This window comes from Streptomyces sp. NPDC091272 (genome assembly GCF_044757485.1).
GTDB lineage: Bacteria > Actinomycetota > Actinomycetes > Streptomycetales > Streptomycetaceae > Streptomyces.
Genome location: NZ_JBIVVC010000007.1, coordinates 410,036 through 432,236 on the forward strand (window position 1 = coordinate 410,036; position 22,201 = coordinate 432,236).

Here is a 22,201-nt window from a genome sequence, read left to right on the forward strand (position 1 = left end):
GGTCGCGCGGGGAGGGTGCCCAACGCGCCGCACCCCACCCCGAAGGGGTGGCTCCGCCGCGGGCCGCCGGGGCACGGCGGCCGGAACCCCCGCCTCCGCCCGGGAACTGACGCCCCCTCCCCCGATGGCGGTACGGGAGCGCCGGACGGCGGCGGCTAGCGTGGCCGGGTGCCCTACTTCGACGCCGCGTCCGCCGCCCCCCTGCACCCCGTCGCCCACCAGGCGCTGCTTGCCTCCCTGGACGAGGGGTGGGCGGACCCGGCCCGCCTGTACCGCGAGGGGCGACGCGCCAGGATGCTTCTCGACGCCGCCCGGGAGGCGGCGGCGGAGGCCGTGGGGTGCCGTCCGGACGAGCTCGTTTTCACCCCTTCGGGCACGCACGCGGTGCACTCGGGAATTGCCGGAACCCTCGCGGCGCGTCGGCGTGTCGGCCGCCACCTGGTGACCTCCGCGGTCGAACACTCGTCGGTACTCCAGTCGGCCGCCCGCCAGGTGGCGGACGGCGGGTCGGCGAGCGAGGTCCCGGTGGGCCGCGAGGGGGCGGTCGACGTCGCGGCCTTCGCACAAGAGGTGCGCGCGGACACCGCGCTGGCCTGTCTGCAGTCGGCCAACCACGAGGTCGGCACCGTCCAGCCGGTGGCGGAAGTCGCACAGCAGTGCCGGGAGGTGGGTGTGCCGCTGCTGGTGGACGCGGCCCAGTCGCTGGGGTGGGGCCCGGTGGCGGGCGACTGGTCGCTGCTGACCGCCAGTGCCCACAAATGGGGCGGGCCCGCCGGGGTCGGCCTGCTGGTGGTGCGCAAGGGAGTGCGGTACGCGCCGCAGGGGCCCGCGGACGAACGCGAGTCGGGCCGCTCCCCCGGCTTCGTGAACCTGCCGGCGATCGTCGCGGCCGCGGCGTCGCTGCGCGCGGTGCGGGCGGAGGCCCGGGAGGAGGCGGAGCGGCTGCGGGCCCTGGTGGACCTGATCAGGACACGGGTGCCGGAGCTGGTGCCGGACGTGGAGGTGGTCGGGGACGCGGTACGCAGACTGCCGCACCTGGTCACGTTCTCGTGCCTGTACGTGGACGGGGAGAGCCTGTTGCACGCGCTGGACGGCGCCGGGTTCTCGGTCTCGTCGGGCTCCTCCTGCACGAGCAGCACACTGACGCCGAGCCATGTGCTACGCGCGATGGGCGTGTTGTCGGAGGGCAACGTGCGGGTCTCGCTGCCCCGGGGGACGGCGGCCCCGGACGTGGAGAGGTTCCTGGAGGTGCTGCCGGGGGCGGTCGCCGGGGTCCGGTCGGCCCTGGGAGCACCGGAGCCCGCACCCCCGGCGCCGAACGACGCGGCCGTTTCCTCCGTCGTGGTGGACGCGCTCGGAAAGCGGTGCCCGATCCCGGTGATCGAGCTGGCGAAGGTGATCGGGTCCGTGCCGCCCGGCGGCACGGTCACCGTCCTCGCCGACGACACGGCGGCCCGCCTGGACATCCCGGCCTGGTGCGAGATGCGCGGCCAGGAGTACGTGGGTGAGGAGCAGCGGGAGCGGGGGACGGCGTACGTGGTGCGGAGGGTGGGCTAGCGGCCGTGCAGGGCGGGGCCTCGCGCGCGGTGGCCGCCCCCCGTGCGGGAGGCGGCCCCGGGGTGTTCAGCTCAGGTGGCCGCGGACCTCTGCCGCCGCCTCGTCGCCGTAGGCCTTGGCGAAGCGGTCCATGAAGCCCGCCCTGCTCAGGGCGTACTCCTGGGTGCCCAGGGTCTCGATCACCAGGGTCGCCAGCATGCAGCCGACCTGGGCCGCCCGCTCCAGGCACACACCCCACGCCAGACCGGACAGGAATCCGGCGCGGAACGCGTCGCCGACACCCGTCGGGTCGACCTTCGCCTCCTCCTCCGGGCAGCCGACCTCGATCGTGTCGAGGCCGAGCTTCTCGATGCGCACGCCGCGCGAGCCCAGCGTGGTGACCCGGTGGCCGACCTTGGCGAGGATCTCGGCGTCCGTCCAGCCGGTCTTCGACTCGATGAGGCCCTTCTCGTACTCGTTGGAGAAGAGGTACGTGGCGCCTTCCAGAAGCGTGCGGATGTCGTCGCCCGACATGCGCGCGATCTGCTGCGAGAAGTCCGCGGCGAACGGGATCGTCCGCGCCCGGCACTCCTCCGTGTGACGCAGCATCGCCTCCGGGTCGTCCGCACCGATCAGGACGAGGTCCAGGCCGCCGACCCGGTCGGCCACCGACTTCAGTTCGATCTGGCGGGCCTCGCTCATCGCCCCCGTGTAGAAGGAGCCGATCTGGTTGTGGTCGGAGTCGGTCGTGCACACGAAGCGGGCCGTGTGCAGGACCTCCGAGATGCGCACCGATGCCGTGTCGACGCCGTGCCGGTCGAGCCAGGCGCGGTACTCGTCGAAGTCGGAGCCGGCCGCGCCGACCAGGATCGGCCTGCTGCCGAGCTGCCCCATGCCGAAGCAGATGTTGGCGCCCACCCCTCCGCGCCGCACGTCGAGGTTGTCGACGAGGAAGGAGAGGGAGACCGTGTGCAGCTGGTCCGCGACCAGCTGGTCGGCGAAACGGCCGGGGAAGGTCATCAGGTGGTCGGTGGCGATGGAGCCGGTGACTGCGATACGCACGACGGGGCTGCTCCCTGCGGGGATGGTGGGAAGACTGACGATGACAGGCGTGACAGTTCAAGCTACCGGGTCCCGCCCGTACGGCCGAAGCGGCAAAACTACCCGATAGTAGGGCTTTTGTGCTGAGGCGGCAGGTGCCTACGGTGCGAGGAGACCGGGGTTCCGCGGATCCGTCGGACCCCTTGAGCACGGGAGCTCCACGCATGCCGAAGCGAGACGTCCGTACCCCCGCCGTCGTTGTTCCCCCTGCCGAGGCGGACGGCGGCTGGGCGCAGTTGCGCGGCGACTGCGCCCGCATGGTGCCGCACTGGGCGGTGCCCGCCGCCGCCGCCGAGAGTGTGCCCGCGTCGCTGATCCACGGTGTCGTGGTGCCGTCGGCCTCGGCCCGGCTGGTGGGAGCGATGCCGGAGTACGGGGCCTGACCGGGGTGCGGGGCAGGTCCGGGTGCGGAGGCTGGTCCCGCGTACCGGGCGGATCCGGGTGCGGCGCTGTCCCGGTACGGGAACCGGAAGCCCGTCCGCGCCGTCCCACCGGTGCCTCCTGTGAAGGGGCGTCCGCATCAGCCGCCCCTCGGGCGCAGGCGAAGGAGCGATCCGGTGAGCAGCGAGCAGCAGGCGCGACCCACTCCCCCCGGGCGGCGGCGCACCCCGCCGGTCGCCGCCTCCGTGGCGGTCGCCGTGCTGCTGGTGGGCGGCGGGGGCGCGTACTGGGCGTCCACCGCGGGTGACGGAGGCGTGAGCCGCCCGGGGGGTGCCGGCGCCGCTCCCCCGCCGCTCGCACTCGACGGGTACACGGACGCGGGCTCCGGCGGGACCGGCTCCGCCGTGACCTCGCCCGCGCCGAGTGGCAGCGGGCCGGCGGGGATCGCGCCGGGCGAACCCGATCCGCACGGCGGTGGGTTCGGCCAGGTGGTCTACCGCGCCGCGGGCGAGCTGCCGGAAGGACCCGCTTCCGGCCCGGTGCACCGGGCGCAGGGCACCGTCGGCGCGGACGAGGTGAACGCGCTGGCAAGGGCCCTCGACGTGGCGGGCACCCCGCGCCTCGCCGGTGGTTCCTGGCTGGTCGGCGCACTGCCGGACGGTACGGGCCCGCAGCTGCGGGTGAGCGAGCAGGCGCCCGGCACCTGGAACTTCGCACGCGGCGCGCAGCCCCGCGGCAGCACCGACTGCGTGCGGGGCAAGCAGTGTGTGACGGGCACGCCGGTGGGCGAGGAGGCCGCGAAAAAGGCCGCCGCCCCGGTGCTGAAGGCGCTGGGCCTCGCCGGCGCGAAGCTGGACGCGGCGCAGGTGCTGGGCGGCGCCCGGGTGGTCAACGCGGATCCGGTGGTCGGCGGGCTGGCGACCTACGGCTGGACGACCGGTCTCCCGGTCGGTCCCGACGGCCGGGTGCTGGGCGGCAGCGGGCAGCTGAAGGCTCTGACCAAGGGCGCCGAGTACCCGGTCGTGGATGCGGCGAGGGCGTTGGAGCAGCTCAACGCGGCCGGCCGGTCCGCCGCCCCGCCGAAGCCGGAGGACTGCACCGGTCCCGTACCGGCGAAGGGGTCAGGGCTTGCCGGGGAGCCGGTGGAGCCGGGGCCGCCGCGGGGGGAGACCCCGCCGTGTGAGCCGCGCCAGGTGCCCCGGCCGGTGGTGACCGTGGACTCCGCGGCCCTCGGCCTTGCCGCGCAGTACGCGGACGGGCAGCGGATGTTGGTCCCCTCGTGGCTGTTCCGGGTGCGGCCGACGGGTGACGAGAAGCCGTACACGGTGACGTACCCCGCGGTGGACCCGAAGTTCCTGGTGACCCCCGCGCCGCCCCGGGCGACGGGCCCCGCGACGGACCCCACGGCCGGCCCGGGTACCACTCCCGACCGGCACGTCGAGTCGTACCGTACGGACGGCCGCAAGCTCTCCCTCACCTTCTGGGGCGGCGCGTGCAGCGACTACGCGGCGGAGGCGGCCGAGGAGGCCGGGACGGTCAGGGTGCGGATCGTCGAGTCGAATCCTGATCCGGAGCGGGTCTGCATCGCGGTCGCCAGAAAGCTGACGCAGACGGTCACGCTGGAGCGGCCCTTGGCGGGCCGGAGCGTGCTGGGCGAGGACGGCAAGGCCGTACCGAAGGCCTGAGCCACGTCGGCCGGGCGCGAGCCCCCTACCAGGCAGCCGGGCACGACGAAGGCGACAGGCACCCAGACATGACGAAGGCGGTTGCCCCGATGGTCCGGGGCAACCGCCTTCGCGTTGCTGCTAGCTGAACGAGTCGCCGCAGGCGCAGGAGCCCGTGGCGTTCGGGTTGTCGATCGTGAAGCCCTGCTTCTCGATGGTGTCGACGAAGTCGATGGAAGCTCCGCCCAGGTACGGGGCGCTCATGCGGTCGGTGACGACCTTCACGCCGTCGAAGTCCTTGAGGACGTCGCCGTCGAGTGAGCGCTCGTCGAAGAAGAGCTGGTACCGCAGGCCCGAGCAGCCACCGGGCTGCACGGCGACGCGGAGCGCCAGGTCGTCCCGGCCTTCCTGGTCGAGCAGGGCCTTGACCTTGGCCGCGGCGGCGTCGGACAGGAGAATGCCGTCGCTCACGGTGGTCTTGTCGTCCTGAACGGACATCTACATCTCTCCCGGGTTGTACGGACTGCTTGCCGACGGTTGCAACCGGCGTGGCCGCGGATTCATTCCGGGCCGGAGCGTGTGTCTTGCTCTTTCATGCTCGCACACCCTCCTCCTTAGGGGTGCTGGGCCGGTGGACGCACTGTCCGTGACCGCGCCGACCCGGAATTCGTCACATCGACGAGATCGGCATCGTCAAAGTGACGTGAAGCAGTTATGATAGATAACGTCATTTCGACGAAAAGGCCCTCCGTTACTGCATTCCGGGCCCCTCTCGCATATCGCAGAACAGAAAGGGTGCGTGTCGTGACCACCGCCCAGCCCCGTCAGATCGACCTCGACGTCCAGCCGTCGCCCCTCGCACTGCTGATGCTCGGCCGCGAGGCCGACCCCAGGAGTGAGCGCGGCGTGGAGTGTCCCGGCGACCTGCCCTCGCCGTCCGACCCGGACCTGGTGGAGCGCGCCCGCGCGGCCAAGGAGAAGCTCGGGGACAAGGTCTTCGTCCTCGGCCACCACTACCAGCGCGACGAGGTCATCCAGTTCGCCGACGTGACGGGCGACTCCTTCAAGCTCGCGCGGGACGCGGCGGGCAGGCCGGAGGCCGAGTACATCGTCTTCTGCGGTGTGCACTTCATGGCCGAGTCCGCGGACATCCTGACCTCGGACGACCAGAAGGTCGTCCTGCCCGACCTGGCCGCGGGCTGCTCGATGGCCGACATGGCCACCGCCGAGCAGGTCGCCGAGTGCTGGGACGTGATCACGGACGCGGGCCTCGCGGACTCCGTGGTGCCCGTCTCGTACATGAACTCCTCCGCAGACATCAAGGCCTTCACCGGCAAGCACGGCGGCACCATCTGCACCTCGTCGAACGCGAAGAGGGCGCTGGACTGGGCCTTCGAGCAGGGAGAGCCCCAGCAGACCAAGGTGCTGTTCCTGCCCGACCAGCACCTGGGGCGCAACACCGCGGTGCGGGACATGGGAATGTCCCTGGACGACTGCGTCCTCTACAACCCGCACAAGCCGAACGGCGGGCTGACGGTGGAGGAGCTGCGGGCCGCCAAGATGATCCTGTGGCGCGGCCACTGCTCGGTGCACGGCCGGTTCTCGGTGGAGTCGGTCGAGGACGTACGGGCGCGGATCCCCGGCGTGCGGGTGCTGGTCCACCCGGAGTGCAAGCACGAGGTGGTCGCGGCGGCCGACGAGGTCGGCTCGACGGAGTACATCATCAAGGCCCTGGAGGCCGCTCCCGCCGGTTCCAGGTGGGCGATCGGGACCGAGCTCAACCTCGTACGCCGGCTGGCGAACGCGCACCCCGACAAGGAGGTCGTCTTCCTCGACAAGACGGTCTGCTTCTGCTCGACCATGAACCGCATCGACCTGCCCCACCTGGTGTGGACCCTGGAGTCGCTGGCCGAGGGCAACCTGGTCAACCGGATCGAGGTCGACCGGGAGACGGAGAGCTTCGCCAAGCTGGCGCTGGAACGGATGCTGGCGCTCCCGTAGCGGTCCAGGGGCCGATGAGTTTCGCTTGAAGGGGCGGTCCACCCTTCAGCACCGTACGGAACGCCGTACGAAGCCCGTCGGCCCGAGGAGAGCGCCATGCTGTACATGATCCAGTTGAACGTGGACGCCGATGCGTGGGACAGCGTCATGTCCTCGTACTCGCAGGACGACATGCGGGCGATGTTCGCCCACATGGAGAACCTCAACGACGAACTGACCGCGGCGGGCGAGATGGTCGAGGCGCGCGGGCTCGGCGGGCCCTCGCTGGCCAAGACGGTACGGGCCGGGTCCGACGGGAAGCCCCAGGTCACCGACGGCCCGGCCATGAAGGGGCCGATCCTCGCCGGTTACTGGGTCGTCGACGTCAAGAGCGAGGAGCGGGCCTACGAGATCGCCGCCCGCGCCTCCGCGTGTCCCGGCCCCGGCGGCGAGCCGGGCAACGACCCGGTCGAGGTGCACCCGGTCCCGGACGACCCCACGGTCTGACGCGTGAGCACCGGTGAGTCCGAGCACCCATGAGTAAGGGGCGCCCTCCAGGGAGGGCGCCCCTTACTCATGTCCTGACGAGGATCAGACGGTCGCGTGCTCGCGGTCGTCGTCCTTCGTGCCGGTGTCCGCGCCCTGCGTCGTCACCCCGCCCCGCTTGGCCGCCTTCTTCGCCGCCCGGCGCTCCTTGCGGAGCTCCACCATGGCGTAGAGGGTCGGTACGAGGAGGAGGGTCAGCAGGGTCGACGTGATCAGACCACCGATCACCACGATGGCGAGCGGCTTGGAGATGAAACCGCCCTCGCCCGTGATGCCCAGTGCCATCGGCAGCAGCGCGAAGATCGTCGCCAGTGCCGTCATGAGGATCGGGCGCAGTCGGTGCCGGCCGCCCTCGACGACTGCTTCGACGACGCCCAGGCCCTGGGCCCGGTACTGGTTGATCAGGTCGATCAGCACGATCGCGTTGGTGACCACGATGCCGATGAGCATCAGCATGCCGATCATCGCCGGAACGCCCATCGGGGTACCGGTGGCGAGCAGCAGGCCGATCGCGCCGGTCGCCGCGAACGGGATCGAGACCAGCAGGATCAGCGGCTGGATCAGCGACCTGAAGGTCGCGACCAGCAGCATGAAGACGATCGCGACGGCCGCCAGCATGGCGAGGAAGAGCTTGCCGAAGGTGTCGTCCATGTCGGAGGAGACACCGCCGATCTCGACGCTCGCGCCCGCGGGCAGGTCCGCCTTGATGTCGTTGATCTTCGACTGGAGCGCGGTGCCGACCGCACCCGTGTTGTCGCCGACCGGCTTGGCGGTGACGGTCGCCGAGCGGGCGCCGTCGATGCGGGTCATCGAGACCGGGCCGTTGACGAGCTTCACGTCGGCGATCTGGCCGAGGGTGGCTCCCGGGCCGACCGGCAGCTTCTTCAGCTGCTCCATCGTGGTGGCGGGCCTGGCCGCCTTGATGACGATGTCGCGCTCGGTGCTGTCCAGCATCGCCTTGCCCGACGGGGTGCCCTGGACGGCCTGGGCGACGACCGCGCCGAGCGCCGCGTCGTTCAGACCCGCCTCGGCGGCCTTCGGGGTGCCCTTGACGGAGATGCGCGGCACGGACTGCGCGAGGTCGCTGGTGACGTCGGTGACGTCCTTCAGCCCGGCGACGGCGGAACGTACCTGCTCCGTCGCCTTGGTGAGGGTGGCCGCGTCGGCCGCCTTGACGACGACGCTCAGGTCCTGGCTGCCGAAGCCGCCGCCCGCACCGACCTTGGTGTCGCCGGCGCCCTTGAGCGCGGCGAGCTTGTCCTCAAGCTCCTCGGTGGCCGCCGCGGTGTCCTCGGCGCTCTTCAAAGTGAGCTGGTACGAGGCCTGGTTGGCGCCCGAGCCACCGCCGAAGGCGGCCATCATCCCGGAGGAGCCGACGGTGACCTGGTAGTCCTTGACCTCGTCGACGGACTCGATGACCTTCTCGACCTTGAGGGCCGCGGCGTCCGAGGCCTGCAGGCTGGTGCCGGGGTCGAGCTTCTGGGTGAGCGAGAGGGTGTCCTGCTCGCCCTGGTCGAAGAAGTTGGTCTTCAGCAGCGGGGCCATCGCGAACGTGCCGACGAGCACCACGAGGGCGATCGCCACGCTGACCAGGCGGCGCTTGGTCGCGAAGCGGAGCACGGGGACGTACATCCGCTGGAGGCGGCTCTTGTTCTCCTTCTCCTCGGAGCGGCGGCGCAGTTCCTCGGGCGCGACGCCCTCGGAGCCCTTCGGCGCGCGCAGGAACCAGTACGAGAAGACCGGGACCACGGTGAGGGAGACGAGCAGCGAGGCCAGCAGGGCGGCCGTCACCGTGATGGAGAACGAACCGAAGAGCTGCCCGACCATGCCGCCGACCAGACCGATCGGCAGGAACACCGCGACCGTGGTGAGCGTGGAGGAGGTGACCGCGCCGGCCACCTCCTTGACCGCGGTGGTGATCGCCGCGTAGCGCTCCTCGCCGTAGGAGAGGTGGCGCTTGATGTTCTCAAGCACGACGATCGAGTCGTCGACGACCCGGCCGATCGCGATGGTCAGCGCGCCGAGGGTGAGGACGTTGAGGGACAGGTCCCTGGTCCACAGCACGATCAGCGCCAGCACCACGGAGAGCGGGATGGAGATCGCGGTGACCAGCGTCGAGCGGATCGACGCCAGGAAGATCAGGATGATGACGACCGCGAAGGCCAGACCGAGCGCACCCTCCGTGGTGAGGCCGGAGATCGACTTGGAGACCGAGGGGCCCTGGTCGAAGACGGTGGTCAGCTCGCTGCCGGCGCCGAGGCTCGCACGCAGCTCGGGGAGCTTGTCCTTGACCGCGTCGGAGATGGCGACCGCGCTGCCGTCCTGGTCCATGGTGACCGAGAGCGACAGGCTGGGCTTGCCGTTGGTGCGGGTCAGGGAGGTGGCCGCGGCGGGCTGCTCCTTGACCGTGGCCACGTCACCGAGGCGGACGGGCCTCGGCGGGGTCTGACCGGGCGTGGCCTGGCCGCTGATCCGCAGGTCCTCGATCTGGCGCAGCGAGGTGAGGCTGCCGCCGACCTGCACGGTGCGGCTCTTGCCGTCCTCGGCGAAGGCGCCCGCCGGAACGGTGGCGCCCGCCTGCTGGAGGGCCTGGCCGAGCGTCATCGCGTTCAGCCCGGCGGCGGCCAGCTTGGCGTCGTCCGGGGTGACGGCGACCTGGAGGTCCTGGACACCCGCGACGGTGACCTGGCTGACGCCGTCGATGTTCTGGAGCACCGGGACGACCGAACGGTCCAGCCGGTCGGCGAGCGCCTGCTGGTCCTGGTCCGAGGTCACGGCGAGGGTGACGGTCGGCAGGTCGTCGGTCGAACCGGCGACGACCTGCGGGTCGACGTCCTTGGGCAGCTGGGCCCTGGAGCGGTTCACGGCCTGCTGGACGTCGGCGACGAGCTGCTTGGTGCCGTCGTCCCCGAAGTCGAACTGGGCCATGATCACGGCGGAGCCCTCGCTCGCCGTGGACGTCACGGCCTCGATGCCGTCGACGGCCTTGAGCGAGTTCTCCAGCGGCTCGACGACCTGCTTCTCGACCACATCGGGTGCGGCGCCCTGGTAAGGGGCGATCACGGACACCATCGGGAGTTCGATCGTGGGCAGCAACTGCTGCTTGAGCTGCGGAATCGCGATCGCGCCGAACACGATCGCGACGATCGATATCAGCCCGATCAAGGCCCGCTGGGCGAGGCTGAACCTGGACAGCCAGGACATGGGTGGGGTCTCTCTTCTGTGGCGATCTGTGGCGGGCGGGGCAGGCGGCCCCGGTTCCGCTCGCGTGCCGCGGCGGACGGCGTCCGTGTGCGTCACGAGGCGCGGCGGACGGGCGTCCGCGTGCGTCACGAGGGTCCGTTCATACGATCAGCCATCGGAGAAGGTCGATTCCTCGCTCCCAGGTCCCTTTCTCACCCGGGACGTACCGCAGGTGGAGTACGCGGAACTGCGCCCTCACTCCACCCTTGGGCGTACAAGGCCGGACTCGTACGCGAATACCACCAGTTGTGCCCGGTCACGGGCGCCCAGCTTGGCCATCGCGCGGTTGACGTGGGTCTTGACGGTGAGCGGGCTGACGGCCAGGAGTTCGGCGATCTCGTCGTTGGAGTTGCCGCCCGCGACATGGGCGAGCACCTCGCGTTCGCGGACGGTGAGGGTGGCCAGGCGGACGGCGTGCGCGCCGTCCGCCGACGAGGGCGCGCCGAGGGAATCGCCCTGCGCGAGAAAGGTCGCGATGAGGCCCTTGGTCGCGGCGGGCGACAGCAGGGCCTCGCCGCCGGCGGCGATCCGGATGGCGTTGAGGAGTTCGTCGGGCTCGGCGCCCTTGCCGAGGAAGCCGGAGGCGCCCGCCCTGATCGACTCGACGACGTACTCGTCCACCTCGAAGGTCGTCAGCATCACGACGTGCACGGCGGCCAGCGCGGGGTCGGCGCCGATCGCGCGGGTCGCGGCGAGTCCGTCGGTGCCCGGCATCCGGATGTCCATCAGGACGACGTCGGGGCGGTGCGCACGGGCCAGTTCCAGGGCCTGCGTGCCGTCCGCGGCCTCTGCGACGACCTCCATGTCCGGCTCGGAGTCGACGAGGACGCGAAAGGCGCTGCGCAGAAGGGCCTGGTCGTCGGCGAGGAGGACCTTGATGGGCGGCAGGGCGGGGGGAGGCTGCGGCTGGTACGTGCTCATGTGTTCTCCCCCGGGCCTGCCGGTGTACGGGCCGGTGGTCCGGCCGTCGTGGTGGTGGCGGTGGCCGCCGTGGCTCCCTGCGGGGCAGCCGTTGCGCCGGGCGCGTCGGGGGCGTGTGAGGTGGCTTGCGCGACGGTGACTTGTGCGGTGGTCTGCGCTGGGGTGGGCTGTGCGGTGGCCTGCGCAGGGGTGGGCTGTGCGGTGGTATGCGCAGGGGTGGGCTCTGCGGTGGCGTGTGCGCCGGTGGCCTGCGCAACGGTTGCCTGCGCGACCGTGGCCTGCGCGGGGTTCTTCTTAGCGGCTGTAGCGGCTGTAGCGGCTGTGTGGGGCAGGATCGCATGGACGCGGAAGCCCCCTCCGGGGCGGGGGCCCGCGGTGAGGGTGCCGCCCAGGGCGCTGACGCGTTCGCGCATCCCCAGGAGCCCGTGACCGCCGCCGTCGTCGGACGACGGGCTCTGCGCTCCGTCGTCGATGACGGTGACCTCGACGGACGCCCCGACCCGTACGACGCTGACCTCAGCCTTCGCGTCCGGGCCCGCGTGCTTGCGGACGTTGGTGAGCGCCTCCTGGATGATCCGGTACGCGACCAGGTCCACGGAGGCGGCCAGGCTCTCCTCGTCGGTACGGGCCAGTGCCACGGGCAGTCCCGCGTTGCGGAACGTGTCGAGCAGGCCGTCGAGGACGGCCAGGCCCGGGGCCGGCTCGGTGGGGGCCTGGGGATCGCCGGACTGGCGGAGCAGGCCGACCGTGGCGCGGAGTTCGCCCAGCGCCGACCGGCTGGCCTCGCGGACGTGCGCGAGCGCTTCCTTGGCCTGGTCGGGCCGCTTGTCCATGACGTGCGCCGCCACCCCCGCCTGGACGTTGACCAGGGCGATGTGATGGGCGACCACGTCGTGCAGGTCGCGGGCGATGCGCAGCCGCTCCTCGGCGACCCGGCGCCTGGCCTCCTCCTCACGGGTCCGCTCGGCGCGTTCGGCGCGCTCACGCATCGCGTCGATGAACGCCCGGCGGGAGCGGACCGCGTCGCCCGCGCTCGCGCCGATCCCCGTCCAGGCGAACAGCCCCAGGTTCTCCTGCGCGTACCAGGGCCCCTCGCTGAAGAGCATCGCCGCACCGGTCAGCGCCGCCATCGTGAGCAGGCCGGTGCGCCAGGTGGTGGACCTGTCGGTGCGGGCCGCGACGGTGAACAGCGCGACGACGGCGCTCATCGCGACCGGGGCGGGCGGGTCGACGGGGGCGACGGCGAACCCGGCGACGGTGAGCGCGCTGGTCACCGCCAGGACGGGGAGGGGCCGGCGGCGGCGGTACACCAGGGCGAAGGCCGCCAGCACCATCAGGACGACACCACGGGCATCGGGGGTGCGGGTGCCGAAGGAGGGGCCGTGCATGCCGTCGTGCGGGTCGGCGAACGAGCCGACGACCATGCACGTGAGGACGACCGCGGCCAGCACGGCGTCGGGCACCAGGGGGTGGGCGCGCAGCCAGGACCGGAGGCGGGCGAGACGGCCGGCGCGGAGGCTGGGGGCGGTCATCCTCTTACCGTACGGGGCGGGCGGACCCTGGGACGGGCCGCGGTCGGACCGGGTCCGGGGGTGACGGCCGCGCGTGACGTCCGGCGGGCGCGGGTCCACGTACGCGTGAGGGGTGCTCCCCGGCACCTCGGTGTCGGGGAGCACCCCTCACGCAATCGTTGGAGTGGAACTGGGCTCGGGCCGGAGTCAGCCCGGGATCAGGCCGTCCTCGGTGAGCATGGCGCGGACCTCTTCCAGCGTGGAGTCCGGGGCCGGAAGGATCAGCTCCGACGGCTCCAGCGAGTCGTCGGCAAGCGGCGAGCCCAGTGTGCGCACCGCGTCCAGCAGAGCCTCCAGCGTGCGCCGGAAGCCCGGCCCGTCGCCGTTCTCCATCTCGGCCAGCAATTCGTCGTCGAGCTTGTTGAGCTCGGCGAAGTGGCTGTCGGCCAGGTCGAGCTGGCCCTCACCCATGATCCGTACGATCACGGCGCACCTCCTCCTCGGACGGCCGCTGCTACTGCTTGTCGAACTTGGGGTGGGACTGGCCCTGCCCGTTGCCCGCCGCGTCCTGCTGGCCGCCCTCGATGGCCTGCTGGGACGGGCCGCCGGCCAGTTCCGCCTTCATCCGCTGGAGCTCCAGCTCGACGTCCGTACCGCCGGAGAGGCGGTCCAGCTCGGCCTGGATGTCGTCCTTGGCGAGGCCGGACTGGTCGTCCAGCGCCCCCGAGGCGAGCAGCTCGTCGATCGCACCCGCGCGGGCCTGCAGCTGCGCGGTCTTGTCCTCGGCGCGCTGGATCGCGACGCCGACGTCGCTCATCTCCTCGGAGATGCCGGAGAAGGACTCCGCGATCCGGGTCTGCGCCTGGGCCGCCGTGTAGGTGGCCTTGATGGTCTCCTTCTTCGTACGGAAGGCGTCGACCTTGGCCTGGAGGCGCTGTGCGGCGAGGGTGAGCTTCTCCTCCTCGCCCTGCAGGGTCTGGTGCTGCACCTCCAGGTCGGAGACCTGCTGCTGCAGCGCGGCGCGGCGGGACAGCGCCTCACGGGCGAGGTCCTCCCGGCCCAGTGCCAGCGCCTTGCGGCCCTGGTCCTCCAGCTTGGAGGACTGGCCCTGCAACTGGTTCAGCTGCAGTTCCAGGCGCTTGCGCGACGTCGCGACGTCGGCGACCCCCCTGCGTACCTTCTGGAGCAGTTCGAGCTGCTTCTGGTACGAGTAATCCAGCGTCTCCCGCGGGTCTTCGGCCCGGTCAAGGGCCTGATTCGCCTTCGCGCGGAAGATCATCCCCATACGCTTCATGACACCGCTCATGGGCTTCGCGCGCCCCCTTCTGACGGACTCCGGCTCCTGGCCACTCCAACAGACCCAACAGTACGGGCCCTGTGTCCATTACCGCACTGTTCCGGCGCCGATGCGCTCCTCCTCCAGGACGACTGTGCGGGGGCGGGCTCAGGCGTAGGGAGTAGAGGGAACCCTGGTACAGGTGTCGTGAGGCGTCACGGGGGGCCGTTCGGGCGTGGTCGGGCACAGGTGTTGCCGGATCGTTCCCCTCGGGGCTGGGGTCCATGCGCCGCAACACGTACCCTTGGGTTTTGTGTTCCGTAGCCGTGCCACCTCCAGCGCTGAGAAGACCGCCGTCTCCGACAAGGTGACAGCCGACCTCTCCAAGCAGCCCCGTGACCCGCAGGCGCCCAAGGGGCGCCCCACCCCCAAGCGCGCCGTCGCGCAGTCGCAGCGCCGCAGCGCCGCGACCGTGCCGGCGAACCGCAAGGAGGCGATGAAGCGCCAGCGGGAAGCCCGCCGTGCCGACCTCGCCAAGCAGCGCGAGGCGCTCGCCAGCGGTGACGAGCGCTACCTGCCCGTCCGCGACAAGGGTCCGGTGCGCCGCTTCGTGCGCGACTACGTCGACTCGCGCTTCTGCGTGGCGGAGTTCTTCCTGCCGATGGCAGTGGTCATCCTCGTGCTGAGCATGATCCAGGTCGGCAACCTCCAGACGATCTCCCTGCTGCTGTGGATGATCGTCATCGTGCTGATCGTCCTCGACTCGATCGGTCTCGCGATCCGCCTCAAGAAGCAGGTAGGGATCCGCTTCCCCGACGAGCCCAAGCGCGGCGTCGTCGCGTACGGCCTGATGCGCTCGCTGCAGATGCGCCGCCTGCGCCTGCCGAAGCCGCAGGTCAAGCGCGGAGAGCGGCCCTGACCTGGGAAGCCCCCCACTCTTCGGGAGCCCCGTCGACCGCCGTTCCGGCCGGTGTCGACGGGGCTTTCGCCGCATGGCCGACCGGTCCGGGGGGACTTTCCGACACGATCGGGCAGGAACTGGTCGCCCGCCAGCTCGACGAGCAGATGTCCGGCCGCTTCCCGGTCGGACAGCGGCTGCGGATACTCGACGTCGGCATGGGCCGGGGCACCCGGGCACTGCGCCTGGCGCGCGCCGGGCACCAGGTCACCGGCCTGGAGGCCGACGCTGTCCTGCTGGCGACGGCGCGGGAGGCCCTGGCCGTCGAGCCCGCCGGGATCCGTGAGCGGGTCCGGCTGATGCAGGGCGACGGCCGGGAGACCGGGGTGCACTTCCTGCCGGGCAGCTTCGACGTCGTGCTGTGCCACGGGGTGCTGATGCACGTGGCCGAGCCCGACCCCCTGGTGGCGGGACTGGCCCGGATGCTGGCCCCGGGCGGAATGCTCTCCCTGCTGGTACGCAACGCGGACGCGCTGGCGATGCGCCCCGCGCTCGCCGGCGACTGGGCGACCGCGCTGGACGCGCTGGACCCGGCCGCCTGCACGGACCCGTGGGGTGTGCCGGTGCGGGCCGACCGGCTCGAAGCGCTGACCGCGACACTGGCGGGTATCGCGGCCCCGCTGCACGCCTGGTACGGCGTGGGGGTCTTCACCGACCACGTGCCGAACGGGGCACCGCCCGCCGGCGAGGAGCTGGCGCGGCTGCTCGCCCTGGAGGACAGGGCGGGGCGCACCGAGCCCTACCGGCGGGTGGCGGCGCTGTTGCACCTGTGCGGGGTACGGGGCTGAGATCGGCGGGCGGACGCGGTCAGGTGGCCGGCCCGGCCCTGCGTCCTGAGTGACATGACGACGACATCCGCCGGGCCTGCGGAGCAGACGGGTGCGCCCGCGGGCGCACCCGCGCTGCCCGCGCGGGAGACCTGGCGCGCGCTCTACCGGCACTTCAGACCGCACCGCTGGGCCGTCGGGCTCGGCGCGCTCCTCACCCTGGTCGGTTCGGTGACCGGACTCGCCCAGCCGCTCGCCGCCAAGGCGCTGGTCGAGCGGCTGGGCCAGGACGAGTCGATCGCCGGGACCCTCCTGCTGCTCACCGCCCTGGTGGTGCTCGGCACCGTGGTGGCCTCCTTCGGCTCGTACGTGCTGGAGCGCACCGCCGAGTCGGTGGTGCTGGTCGCCCGCCGCGATCTGATCGGCCGGCTGCTGCGACTGCGGGTGCCCGCCGTGGAGCGGACCCAGCCCGGGGACCTGATGTCACGGGTCACCTCCGACACCACCCTGCTGCGCTCGGTGACCACGACCTCGATCGTCTCGGCGGCGACCGGGGGCCTGACGTTCCTGGCGACGGTCGCGCTGATGGGGTTCATGGACCCGGTACTGCTCGCAGTCACGCTCGGGGTGATCGTGCTGATCGGCGGCTCCGTCGGGTTCGTCATGCCGAAGATCGCACAGGCGACCAAGCAGTCCCAGGAGGCCGTCGGCGCCATCTCGACCGTCCTGGAGCGGGCCTTCGGTGCCTTTCGCACGGTGAAGGCGTCGGGCGCGGAGGCACGCGAGGCAGCCGTGGTGGAGGCGGCCGCGCAGGAGGCCTGGCGGCACGGCGTGCGCTCGGCCAAGTGGCAGGCGGTGGCGGGGAGTTCGGTCGGTCTCGCGGTTCAGGTGTCGTTCCTGGCGGTGCTGGGGATCGGCGGGGCGCGGGTCGCGTCGGGGGCGATGTCGGTGGCGGCCCTGATCGCCTTCCTGCTCTATCTCTTCTATCTGATCGACCCCGTCTCGCAGTTGGTGAACGCGGTCGTCCAGTACCAGGTCGGCTCGGCGGCCGTCGCCCGGATCGTGGAGGCGGAACAGCTGGAGGTGGAGGATCCGGGCACGGTGGAGGGACCGGGCGCGGTGGAGGGGTCTGGCGCGGTGGAGGGGCCCGGCGCGGTTGCGGGACCGGGCAGCGTGCCCGTCCCCCCGGTTGCCGGGGGCCCCGCGAGGGTCGCCTTCGAGGGCGTCGCCTTCCGCTACCGGGACGACCTTCCCTACGTCCACCACGGCGTCGACTTCGAGGTGCCGGGCGGTGGCATGACCGCGTTCGTGGGGCCTTCGGGAGCCGGGAAGACGACCGTGTTCGCCCTCGTCGAGCGGTTCTACGAGGTGACCGGCGGCCGGGTGCTGGTCGACGGCCGCGACGTACGGGACTGGCCGCTCGCCGAACTGCGCGCCGCGATCGGGTACGTGGAGCAGGACGCGCCGGTGCTGGCGGGGACGCTGCGGGAGAACCTGGTGTTCGCGGCCCCGGACGCCTCGGCGGACGCGATACGGGAGGTACTGGTCAAGGCCCGGCTGGACGGCCTGGTGGAGCGGCTGCCCGACGGGCTCGACACGGTGGTCGGGCACCGGGGGTCGAAGCTGTCGGGCGGCGAGCGGCAGCGGGTGGCGATCGCGCGGGCACTGCTGCGCCGCCCCCGGCTGCTGCTCCTCGACGAGGCGACCTCGCAGCTCGACGCGGTGAACGAACTGGCGCTGCGGGACGCGGTCGCGCAGGCCGCGCGGGAGACGACGGTACTGGTGGTCGCGCACCGGCTCTCCACGGTGACCCTCGCCGACCGGATCGTGGTGATGGACGCGGGCAAGGTACGGGCGGTGGGCACGCACGCGCAGCTGGTGTCGGGGGACGCGCTGTACGGGGAGCTGGCGGCCACGCAGTTCCTGACGGCTTCGGCGGGGGCGGCGGGGGCCGGGGACAGGTGAGGAGCTCAGCCGGCCGGTGAGGAGCTCAGCCGGCCGGTGAGGGGCGCGGGGACCGGTGAGGGGCGCGGGGGCCGGGTGACCCCCTGATCGGACCCTTCCGACGGGCCGTGGGGTGCGCACCGAAGGGAGACTCCAGTCATGGACTTCCGTTCTTCGCATCGCGCTGACCGCATTTCCGTACGCCGGCGAGTACTGCTGCCGCTGACCGTCTGCTCCGCGGTGCTCGCGGGGGCAGGGCTCGCGGGGTGCTCGGAGCCCGCGTCGCAGACCTCGGGGCCCGCCGCGTCCGCCTCCGCGGCGGCGGCCTCCGACCCGGGCTCGCGGGCCTCCGGGACGCGGGAGCTGGAGAAGGACTACCAGAGGGTCATCCAGGACGTGCTGCCCTCGGTCGTCCAGATCGACGCACGGAGCGGGCTGGGCTCCGGGGTCGTGTACGACAACAAGGGGCACGTCGTCACCAACGCCCATGTGGTGGGCGACGAGAAGGAGTTCAAGGTCACCATCGCCACCGAGGGCGGTGACCCGATGGCCGCGAAGCTGGTGGCGGCCTACCCGGAACAGGATCTCGCGGTCATCAAGCTGGACCAGGTGCCCGAGGGGCTGAAGGCGGCCCGCTTCGGGGACACCGAGAAGGTCGAGGTCGGGCAGATGGTGCTGGCCATGGGCAGTCCGCTGGGGCTGTCCAGCAGCGTCACCCAGGGCATCGTCTCGGCGGTCGGCCGCACGGTCAGCGAGCCCCGGCAGGGCGGCAGCGCCGGCGCCACGCTCGCGAACATGGTGCAGACCTCGGCGGCGATCAACCCCGGCAACAGCGGCGGCGCGCTCGTCGACCTGGACAGCCAGGTGGTCGGCATCCCGACCCTCGCGGCGACGGACCCGCAGCTCGGGGGTTCGGCGGCGCCGGGCATCGGGTTCGCGATCCCGGCCTCGATGGTACGGACGGTCGCCGACCAGATCATCAAGGACGGCAAGGTGACGGACTCGGGCCGGGCGGCGCTCGGGGTGTCGGGCCGGACGGTCCTGGACGACAACTTCCAGCCGGCGGGCGTGGCGGTGGCGTCCGTCCAGAAGGACGGGCCGGCGGCGAAGGCGGGCATCGAGGCCGGCGACATCCTGGTCACGTTCGGCGGCCGACAGCTGACAACGATCACCTCCCTGAGCGAGGCACTGGCGTCCTCGAAGCCGGGGGCGAAGGTGGGGGTGGGGTACGAGAGGGACGGAGCGAGGCGGAATGTGGAGGTAACTCTCGGCGAAATGTAGCCCCTCGGACCAGCCCCGCCCCCAGCCCTCTTGGGCAGCGGGGCCGCCCCCCGGGGGGGGCGGGACGGGTGGGCAAGGGGGCGGCCCCACGCGCGGAGCGTGACCCTTCGCGTGCCCCCTCTCGCGATGCCCCTTCGCGCGGGCGCGTCGTGGTCGCTCGCGCAGTTCCCCGCGCCCCTGGAAGTTGCCCCCTGGGCGTCGGTGCGGGACGTGCGGGCGCGTCGTGGCTGGTCGCGCAGTTCCCCGCGCCCCTGGAGGGGCGCCCCTGGGCGTGGGTGCGGGACGTGCGGGTGCGTCGTGGTTGCTCGCGCAGTTCCCCGCGCCCCTGGAGGGGCGCCCCCAGGGCCCTCCGCGGGGGGCGCCCCCCGCGGAGGGCCGGGGGCGGCTAGGCCTCCGCGTTCAGGCTCATTGGGCCGTAGATCTTTGTTCCGTCCTCCGAGAGGATCACCTGCTTCGCCCCGCCCTCCAGGAGGTCCTTCCAGACCTCGCCGAGCCAGGACTCCGCGTCGCCCTGCGTGGTGAACTCCTCCGGCTCGACCGCCGGTTGGACCTCGGTCCCGTCCGCCGTCTCGAATCGCCACGTCCACGCCATGTACGCCTCCCGGGTCGTCTCGATGCTGCCCGCAGCGTAACCGGGCGCGCAGCACACACAAGGACGCGGGAGGATCGTCCCGTGGAACTCACTCTCCTCGGCACGGCCGCACCCACCGGACTGCCCCGGCCCGACTGCCCCTGCGCGAACTGCGCCGGCGCGCGGGGGGCGCACGCCCGCGCCGCGACCTCGCTGCTGGTGGACGGGGCACTGCTGCTCGACCTGACGCCAGGAGCGGCCCTCGCCGCCGCCCGGTCGGGCCACTCGCTCGGGGGCGTACGGCAGGTCCTGCTCACGCATCCGCACGACGGGCCGCCCGTCGAGCTGCCCCCCGGGCTGCCGCGGGCCGGACGGGTGCCGGACGGACAGGAGTTGACGCTGATCAGCGGGCACCGGGTGCGGGCGATGCCGATGGACTCCCCCGGCACGGGGTACGAGGTCACGTCCGCCGAGGGCGATCGGCTGCTGTACCTCCCCCGGGGCGGCTCGCCCGCCGGGGACGGCGGCACACGTCCGTACGACCTGGTGGTCATGGACGTCGTCGGACGGCCCGACGCACTGGCCAAGCTGCGTGGCCTGGGCGCGGTCACCTCGGCGACGGACGTCGTCGCCGTCCACCTGGACCATGACCTGCCGGCCGGTGCCGAGACGGACCGCCGGCTGGCCTCGCTGGGCGCCAGGGCCGTGCCGGACGGCACGACACTCGTGCTCGGCGAGTACCGGGACGTGCCGGAGCTGCCCCGGCGCACCCTCGTACTGGGCGGCGCCAGATCGGGGAAGTCCGTGGAGGCCGAGCGGCGGCTGGGAGCCTTCCCCGGGGTGGTGTACGTCGCGACCGGCGGGCGGCGCGGCGGCGACCGGGAGTGGGCGGAGCGGGTCGGCCTGCACCGGGAGCGCCGGCCGGGCAGCTGGCGCACCGAGGAGACCTGTGAACTGGTGGGGCTGCTGGGCACCCAGGGCCCGCCGCTGCTGATCGACTGTCTGGCCCTGTGGCTCACGGACGCGATGGACCGGGTCGGGGCGTGGGACGACGACAAGTGGGCGACGGGCGGGCAGCGGGCCCTGCGCGAGCGGACCGGGGAGCTGGTGCGGGCGGTACGGGAGACCCGCCGCACGGTCGTCGCCGTGAGCAACGAGGTGGGCTCGGGGATCGTCCCGGCGACGGCGAGCGGCCGGCGCTTCCGCGACGAACTGGGCCGGCTGAACGCGGCCGTCGCGACGGAGTGCGAGCAGGTGCTGCTGGTGGTGGCCGGACAGACCCTGGTACTCCGCTGACAGCCCCGCCCCCGAGCCGGCCCACCAAGCCCCTGGGTGTGCGGCCGGGTGCGGGGAGGGCTGAGGGCGGGGCCGGGCGGCCGGTACTGTTCGGCGAATGAGCGCGCTGAATCTCGACGACTTCTCCGACCTGATCGAACGCCCCGACAGCGGCGTCCGGCGTGACGCCGAGGACCGCCGGGAGCGCCTCGCCGTGGCTCCCGGCACCCTCGGCAGGCTCGACGAGCTGGGCGAGTGGCTGGCCGCCGCCCAGGGCGCGGTGCCCGTCGTGCCCGTGCAGCGGCCCAAGGTGGTGCTGTTCGCCGGTGACCACGGGGTGGCCGACCTCGACGTGTCGGCCGGGGCCGCGGGTTCCGCGCACCGGCTGGTGCGGGCCACGCTGGACGGCGCGAGCCCGGTGGCCGTGCTCGCCCGGCGGCTGGGCGTGCCGGTGCGGATCGTCGACGCCGGTCTCGACTGCGACCCCGCGCTGCTGCCCGAGGAGGTCGTACGGCACCGGGTGCGACGCGGCTCGGGGCGGATCGACATCGAGGACGCGCTGAGCGTGCAGGAGGCCGAGACCGCCGTACGGCTGGGCATGGCGATCGCGGACGAGGAGGCCGACTCGGGTACCGACCTGGTGGTGCTCGGGGATCTGAGCGTCGGCGGGACGACCGTCGCGGCCACCCTCGTCGCCGCGCTGTGCGGGACGGACGCCTCGGTGGTCACCGGGCGCGGTGGCGCCCGCATCGACGACCTGGCGTGGATGCGCAAGTGCGCGGCGGTGCGCGACTCGCTGCGCCGGGCCCGGCCGGTGCTCGGCGACCAGCTGGAGCTCCTCGCCGCGGTGGGCGGTGCGGACTTCGCGGCGATGACCGGGTTCCTGCTCCAGTGCGCGGTGCGCCGTACGCCCGTGATCCTGGACGGCGTGGTCTCCGCGGCGTGCGCGCTGGTCGCCCAGCGGGCCGCCTTCCGGGCGCCGGACTGGTGGCTTGCGGGGCACGCGAGCGGCGAGCCCGCGCAGGAGAAGGCGCTGGACCGGATGGCACTCAACCCTCTGCTCGACCAGGGCGTCACTGTGGGGGAAGGAACCGGGGCATTGCTGGCACTTCCGCTGGTACAGGCCGCCGCCGCGCTCGCCGCGGAGCTGCCGGTACGGGAAGCGCCTGCCGAGGAGGCCGGCGACGTCGGGGCGGACAGCGCGGATGTCCCGGCCGGGACGGACGGCACGGGAACCGAGGACTGA

18 protein-coding genes and 1 pseudogene are annotated in these 22,201 nt (G+C 72.6%); 11 read left to right on the forward strand and 8 right to left on the reverse strand.

What is annotated here, in order from left to right:
* Nucleotides 1-168: 168 nt before the first annotated feature.
* The gene (locus ACIQM4_RS22035) at nucleotides 169-1,557 is read left to right on the forward strand and encodes a cysteine desulfurase/sulfurtransferase TusA family protein (protein ID WP_401594046.1); all 1,389 of its coding nucleotides are present in this window, start codon (nucleotides 169-171) and stop codon (nucleotides 1,555-1,557) included.
* A 66-nt stretch (nucleotides 1,558-1,623) separates the two neighbouring features.
* Here ACIQM4_RS22035 and ACIQM4_RS22040 read toward each other — a convergent pair whose 3' ends face one another.
* Nucleotides 1,624-2,598, reverse strand: a complete 975-nt coding sequence (locus ACIQM4_RS22040; protein ID WP_401594048.1) for a carbohydrate kinase family protein — start codon at nucleotides 2,596-2,598, stop codon at nucleotides 1,624-1,626.
* A 203-nt stretch (nucleotides 2,599-2,801) separates the two neighbouring features.
* On the opposite strand from ACIQM4_RS22040, the gene ACIQM4_RS22045 reads away from it, so the two are divergent.
* Nucleotides 2,802-3,020, forward strand: coding sequence for a hypothetical protein (locus tag ACIQM4_RS22045; RefSeq protein ID WP_401594051.1), 219 nt, complete (start codon nucleotides 2,802-2,804; stop codon nucleotides 3,018-3,020).
* Nucleotides 3,021-3,194: 174 nt separating this feature from the next.
* Entirely contained in the window at nucleotides 3,195-4,703 is a 1,509-nt protein-coding gene (locus ACIQM4_RS22050; RefSeq protein WP_401594052.1) for a hypothetical protein, read from the forward strand.
* Between the two features lie 120 nt (nucleotides 4,704-4,823).
* Here the strand turns inward: ACIQM4_RS22050 and ACIQM4_RS22055 are convergent, their stop codons facing one another.
* Nucleotides 4,824-5,180: a HesB/IscA family protein gene (locus ACIQM4_RS22055; protein WP_384344809.1), complete on the reverse strand. Its 357-nt coding sequence runs from the start codon at nucleotides 5,178-5,180 to the stop codon at nucleotides 4,824-4,826.
* A 297-nt stretch (nucleotides 5,181-5,477) separates the two neighbouring features.
* Between ACIQM4_RS22055 and nadA the strand changes: the two genes are divergently transcribed.
* Together nadA and ACIQM4_RS22065 are read left to right on the forward strand one after the other, a co-directional pair.
* Nucleotides 5,478-6,683, forward strand: a complete 1,206-nt coding sequence (gene nadA / locus ACIQM4_RS22060; protein WP_401594055.1) for a quinolinate synthase NadA — start codon at nucleotides 5,478-5,480, stop codon at nucleotides 6,681-6,683.
* A 96-nt stretch (nucleotides 6,684-6,779) separates the two neighbouring features.
* On the forward strand, nucleotides 6,780-7,169 hold the full coding sequence (locus ACIQM4_RS22065) for a YciI family protein (RefSeq protein ID WP_401594057.1): 390 nt from the start codon (nucleotides 6,780-6,782) through the stop codon (nucleotides 7,167-7,169).
* An 84-nt stretch (nucleotides 7,170-7,253) separates the two neighbouring features.
* On the opposite strand, the gene ACIQM4_RS22070 is transcribed toward ACIQM4_RS22065, so the two are convergent.
* From ACIQM4_RS22070 to ACIQM4_RS22090, 5 genes and pseudogenes are all read right to left on the reverse strand, one after another.
* A complete protein-coding gene (locus ACIQM4_RS22070) occupies nucleotides 7,254-10,412 on the reverse strand; it encodes an efflux RND transporter permease subunit (RefSeq protein WP_401594060.1) in 3,159 nt (1,052 codons plus the stop codon).
* Between the two features lie 234 nt (nucleotides 10,413-10,646).
* Nucleotides 10,647-11,372, reverse strand: coding sequence for a response regulator (locus tag ACIQM4_RS22075; protein ID WP_401594063.1), 726 nt, complete (start codon nucleotides 11,370-11,372; stop codon nucleotides 10,647-10,649).
* Nucleotides 11,373-11,665: 293 nt separating this feature from the next.
* A pseudogene (locus ACIQM4_RS22080) lies at nucleotides 11,666-12,904 on the reverse strand (sensor histidine kinase); the annotation flags it as partial.
* A 186-nt stretch (nucleotides 12,905-13,090) separates the two neighbouring features.
* Entirely contained in the window at nucleotides 13,091-13,369 is a 279-nt protein-coding gene (locus ACIQM4_RS22085) for a hypothetical protein (RefSeq protein ID WP_401594066.1), read from the reverse strand.
* Between the two features lie 28 nt (nucleotides 13,370-13,397).
* Nucleotides 13,398-14,189: a PspA/IM30 family protein gene (locus tag ACIQM4_RS22090; protein ID WP_401594068.1), complete on the reverse strand. Its 792-nt coding sequence runs from the start codon at nucleotides 14,187-14,189 to the stop codon at nucleotides 13,398-13,400.
* Between the two features lie 283 nt (nucleotides 14,190-14,472).
* Here ACIQM4_RS22090 and ACIQM4_RS22095 point away from each other — a divergent pair, with 283 nt between their 5' ends.
* From ACIQM4_RS22095 to ACIQM4_RS22110, 4 genes are all read left to right on the forward strand, one after another.
* Entirely contained in the window at nucleotides 14,473-15,078 is a 606-nt protein-coding gene (locus ACIQM4_RS22095) for a DUF3043 domain-containing protein (RefSeq protein WP_401594071.1), read from the forward strand.
* 146 nt (nucleotides 15,079-15,224) lie between these two features.
* Entirely contained in the window at nucleotides 15,225-15,905 is a 681-nt protein-coding gene (locus ACIQM4_RS22100; RefSeq protein ID WP_401594074.1) for a class I SAM-dependent methyltransferase, read from the forward strand.
* 54 nt (nucleotides 15,906-15,959) lie between these two features.
* Nucleotides 15,960-17,849 carry an ABC transporter ATP-binding protein gene (locus ACIQM4_RS22105; RefSeq protein ID WP_401594077.1) on the forward strand — a complete coding sequence of 630 codons (1,890 nt, stop codon included), beginning with the start codon at nucleotides 15,960-15,962 and terminating at the stop codon, nucleotides 17,847-17,849.
* Nucleotides 17,850-17,987: 138 nt separating this feature from the next.
* A complete protein-coding gene (locus ACIQM4_RS22110) occupies nucleotides 17,988-19,109 on the forward strand; it encodes a S1C family serine protease (protein WP_401594080.1) in 1,122 nt (373 codons plus the stop codon).
* A 385-nt stretch (nucleotides 19,110-19,494) separates the two neighbouring features.
* Here the strand turns inward: ACIQM4_RS22110 and ACIQM4_RS22115 are convergent, their stop codons facing one another.
* A complete protein-coding gene (locus tag ACIQM4_RS22115) occupies nucleotides 19,495-19,701 on the reverse strand; it encodes a hypothetical protein (protein ID WP_401594082.1) in 207 nt (68 codons plus the stop codon).
* Nucleotides 19,702-19,782: 81 nt separating this feature from the next.
* Between ACIQM4_RS22115 and ACIQM4_RS22120 the strand changes: the two genes are divergently transcribed.
* Nucleotides 19,783-20,976 (forward strand): bifunctional adenosylcobinamide kinase/adenosylcobinamide-phosphate guanylyltransferase, encoded by a 1,194-nt coding sequence (locus ACIQM4_RS22120; protein ID WP_401594085.1) that lies wholly within the window; start codon nucleotides 19,783-19,785, stop codon nucleotides 20,974-20,976.
* 97 nt (nucleotides 20,977-21,073) lie between these two features.
* Complete coding sequence (gene cobT, locus ACIQM4_RS22125) at nucleotides 21,074-22,201, forward strand: nicotinate-nucleotide--dimethylbenzimidazole phosphoribosyltransferase (protein ID WP_401594087.1); 1,128 nt, start codon at nucleotides 21,074-21,076, stop codon at nucleotides 22,199-22,201.

Bases quoted from the DNA above. Each gene is read 5' to 3' on its own strand.
- ACIQM4_RS22090 (WP_401594068.1), bottom strand. From the start codon at position 14,189: ATGAGCGGTGTCATGAAGCGTATGGGGATGATCTTCCGCGCGAAGGCG.
- cobT (WP_401594087.1), top strand. From the start codon at position 21,074: ATGAGCGCGCTGAATCTCGACGACTTCTCCGACCTGATCGAACGCCCC.
- ACIQM4_RS22065 (WP_401594057.1), top strand. From the start codon at position 6,780: ATGCTGTACATGATCCAGTTGAACGTGGACGCCGATGCGTGGGACAGC.
- ACIQM4_RS22055 (WP_384344809.1), bottom strand. From the start codon at position 5,180: ATGTCCGTTCAGGACGACAAGACCACCGTGAGCGACGGCATTCTCCTG.
- ACIQM4_RS22070 (WP_401594060.1), bottom strand. From the start codon at position 10,412: ATGTCCTGGCTGTCCAGGTTCAGCCTCGCCCAGCGGGCCTTGATCGGG.
- ACIQM4_RS22100 (WP_401594074.1), top strand. From the start codon at position 15,225: ATGTCCGGCCGCTTCCCGGTCGGACAGCGGCTGCGGATACTCGACGTC.
- ACIQM4_RS22075 (WP_401594063.1), bottom strand. From the start codon at position 11,372: ATGAGCACGTACCAGCCGCAGCCTCCCCCCGCCCTGCCGCCCATCAAG.
- ACIQM4_RS22105 (WP_401594077.1), top strand. From the start codon at position 15,960: ATGACGACGACATCCGCCGGGCCTGCGGAGCAGACGGGTGCGCCCGCG.
- ACIQM4_RS22045 (WP_401594051.1), top strand. From the start codon at position 2,802: ATGCCGAAGCGAGACGTCCGTACCCCCGCCGTCGTTGTTCCCCCTGCC.
- ACIQM4_RS22110 (WP_401594080.1), top strand. From the start codon at position 17,988: ATGGACTTCCGTTCTTCGCATCGCGCTGACCGCATTTCCGTACGCCGG.
- ACIQM4_RS22115 (WP_401594082.1), bottom strand. From the start codon at position 19,701: ATGGCGTGGACGTGGCGATTCGAGACGGCGGACGGGACCGAGGTCCAA.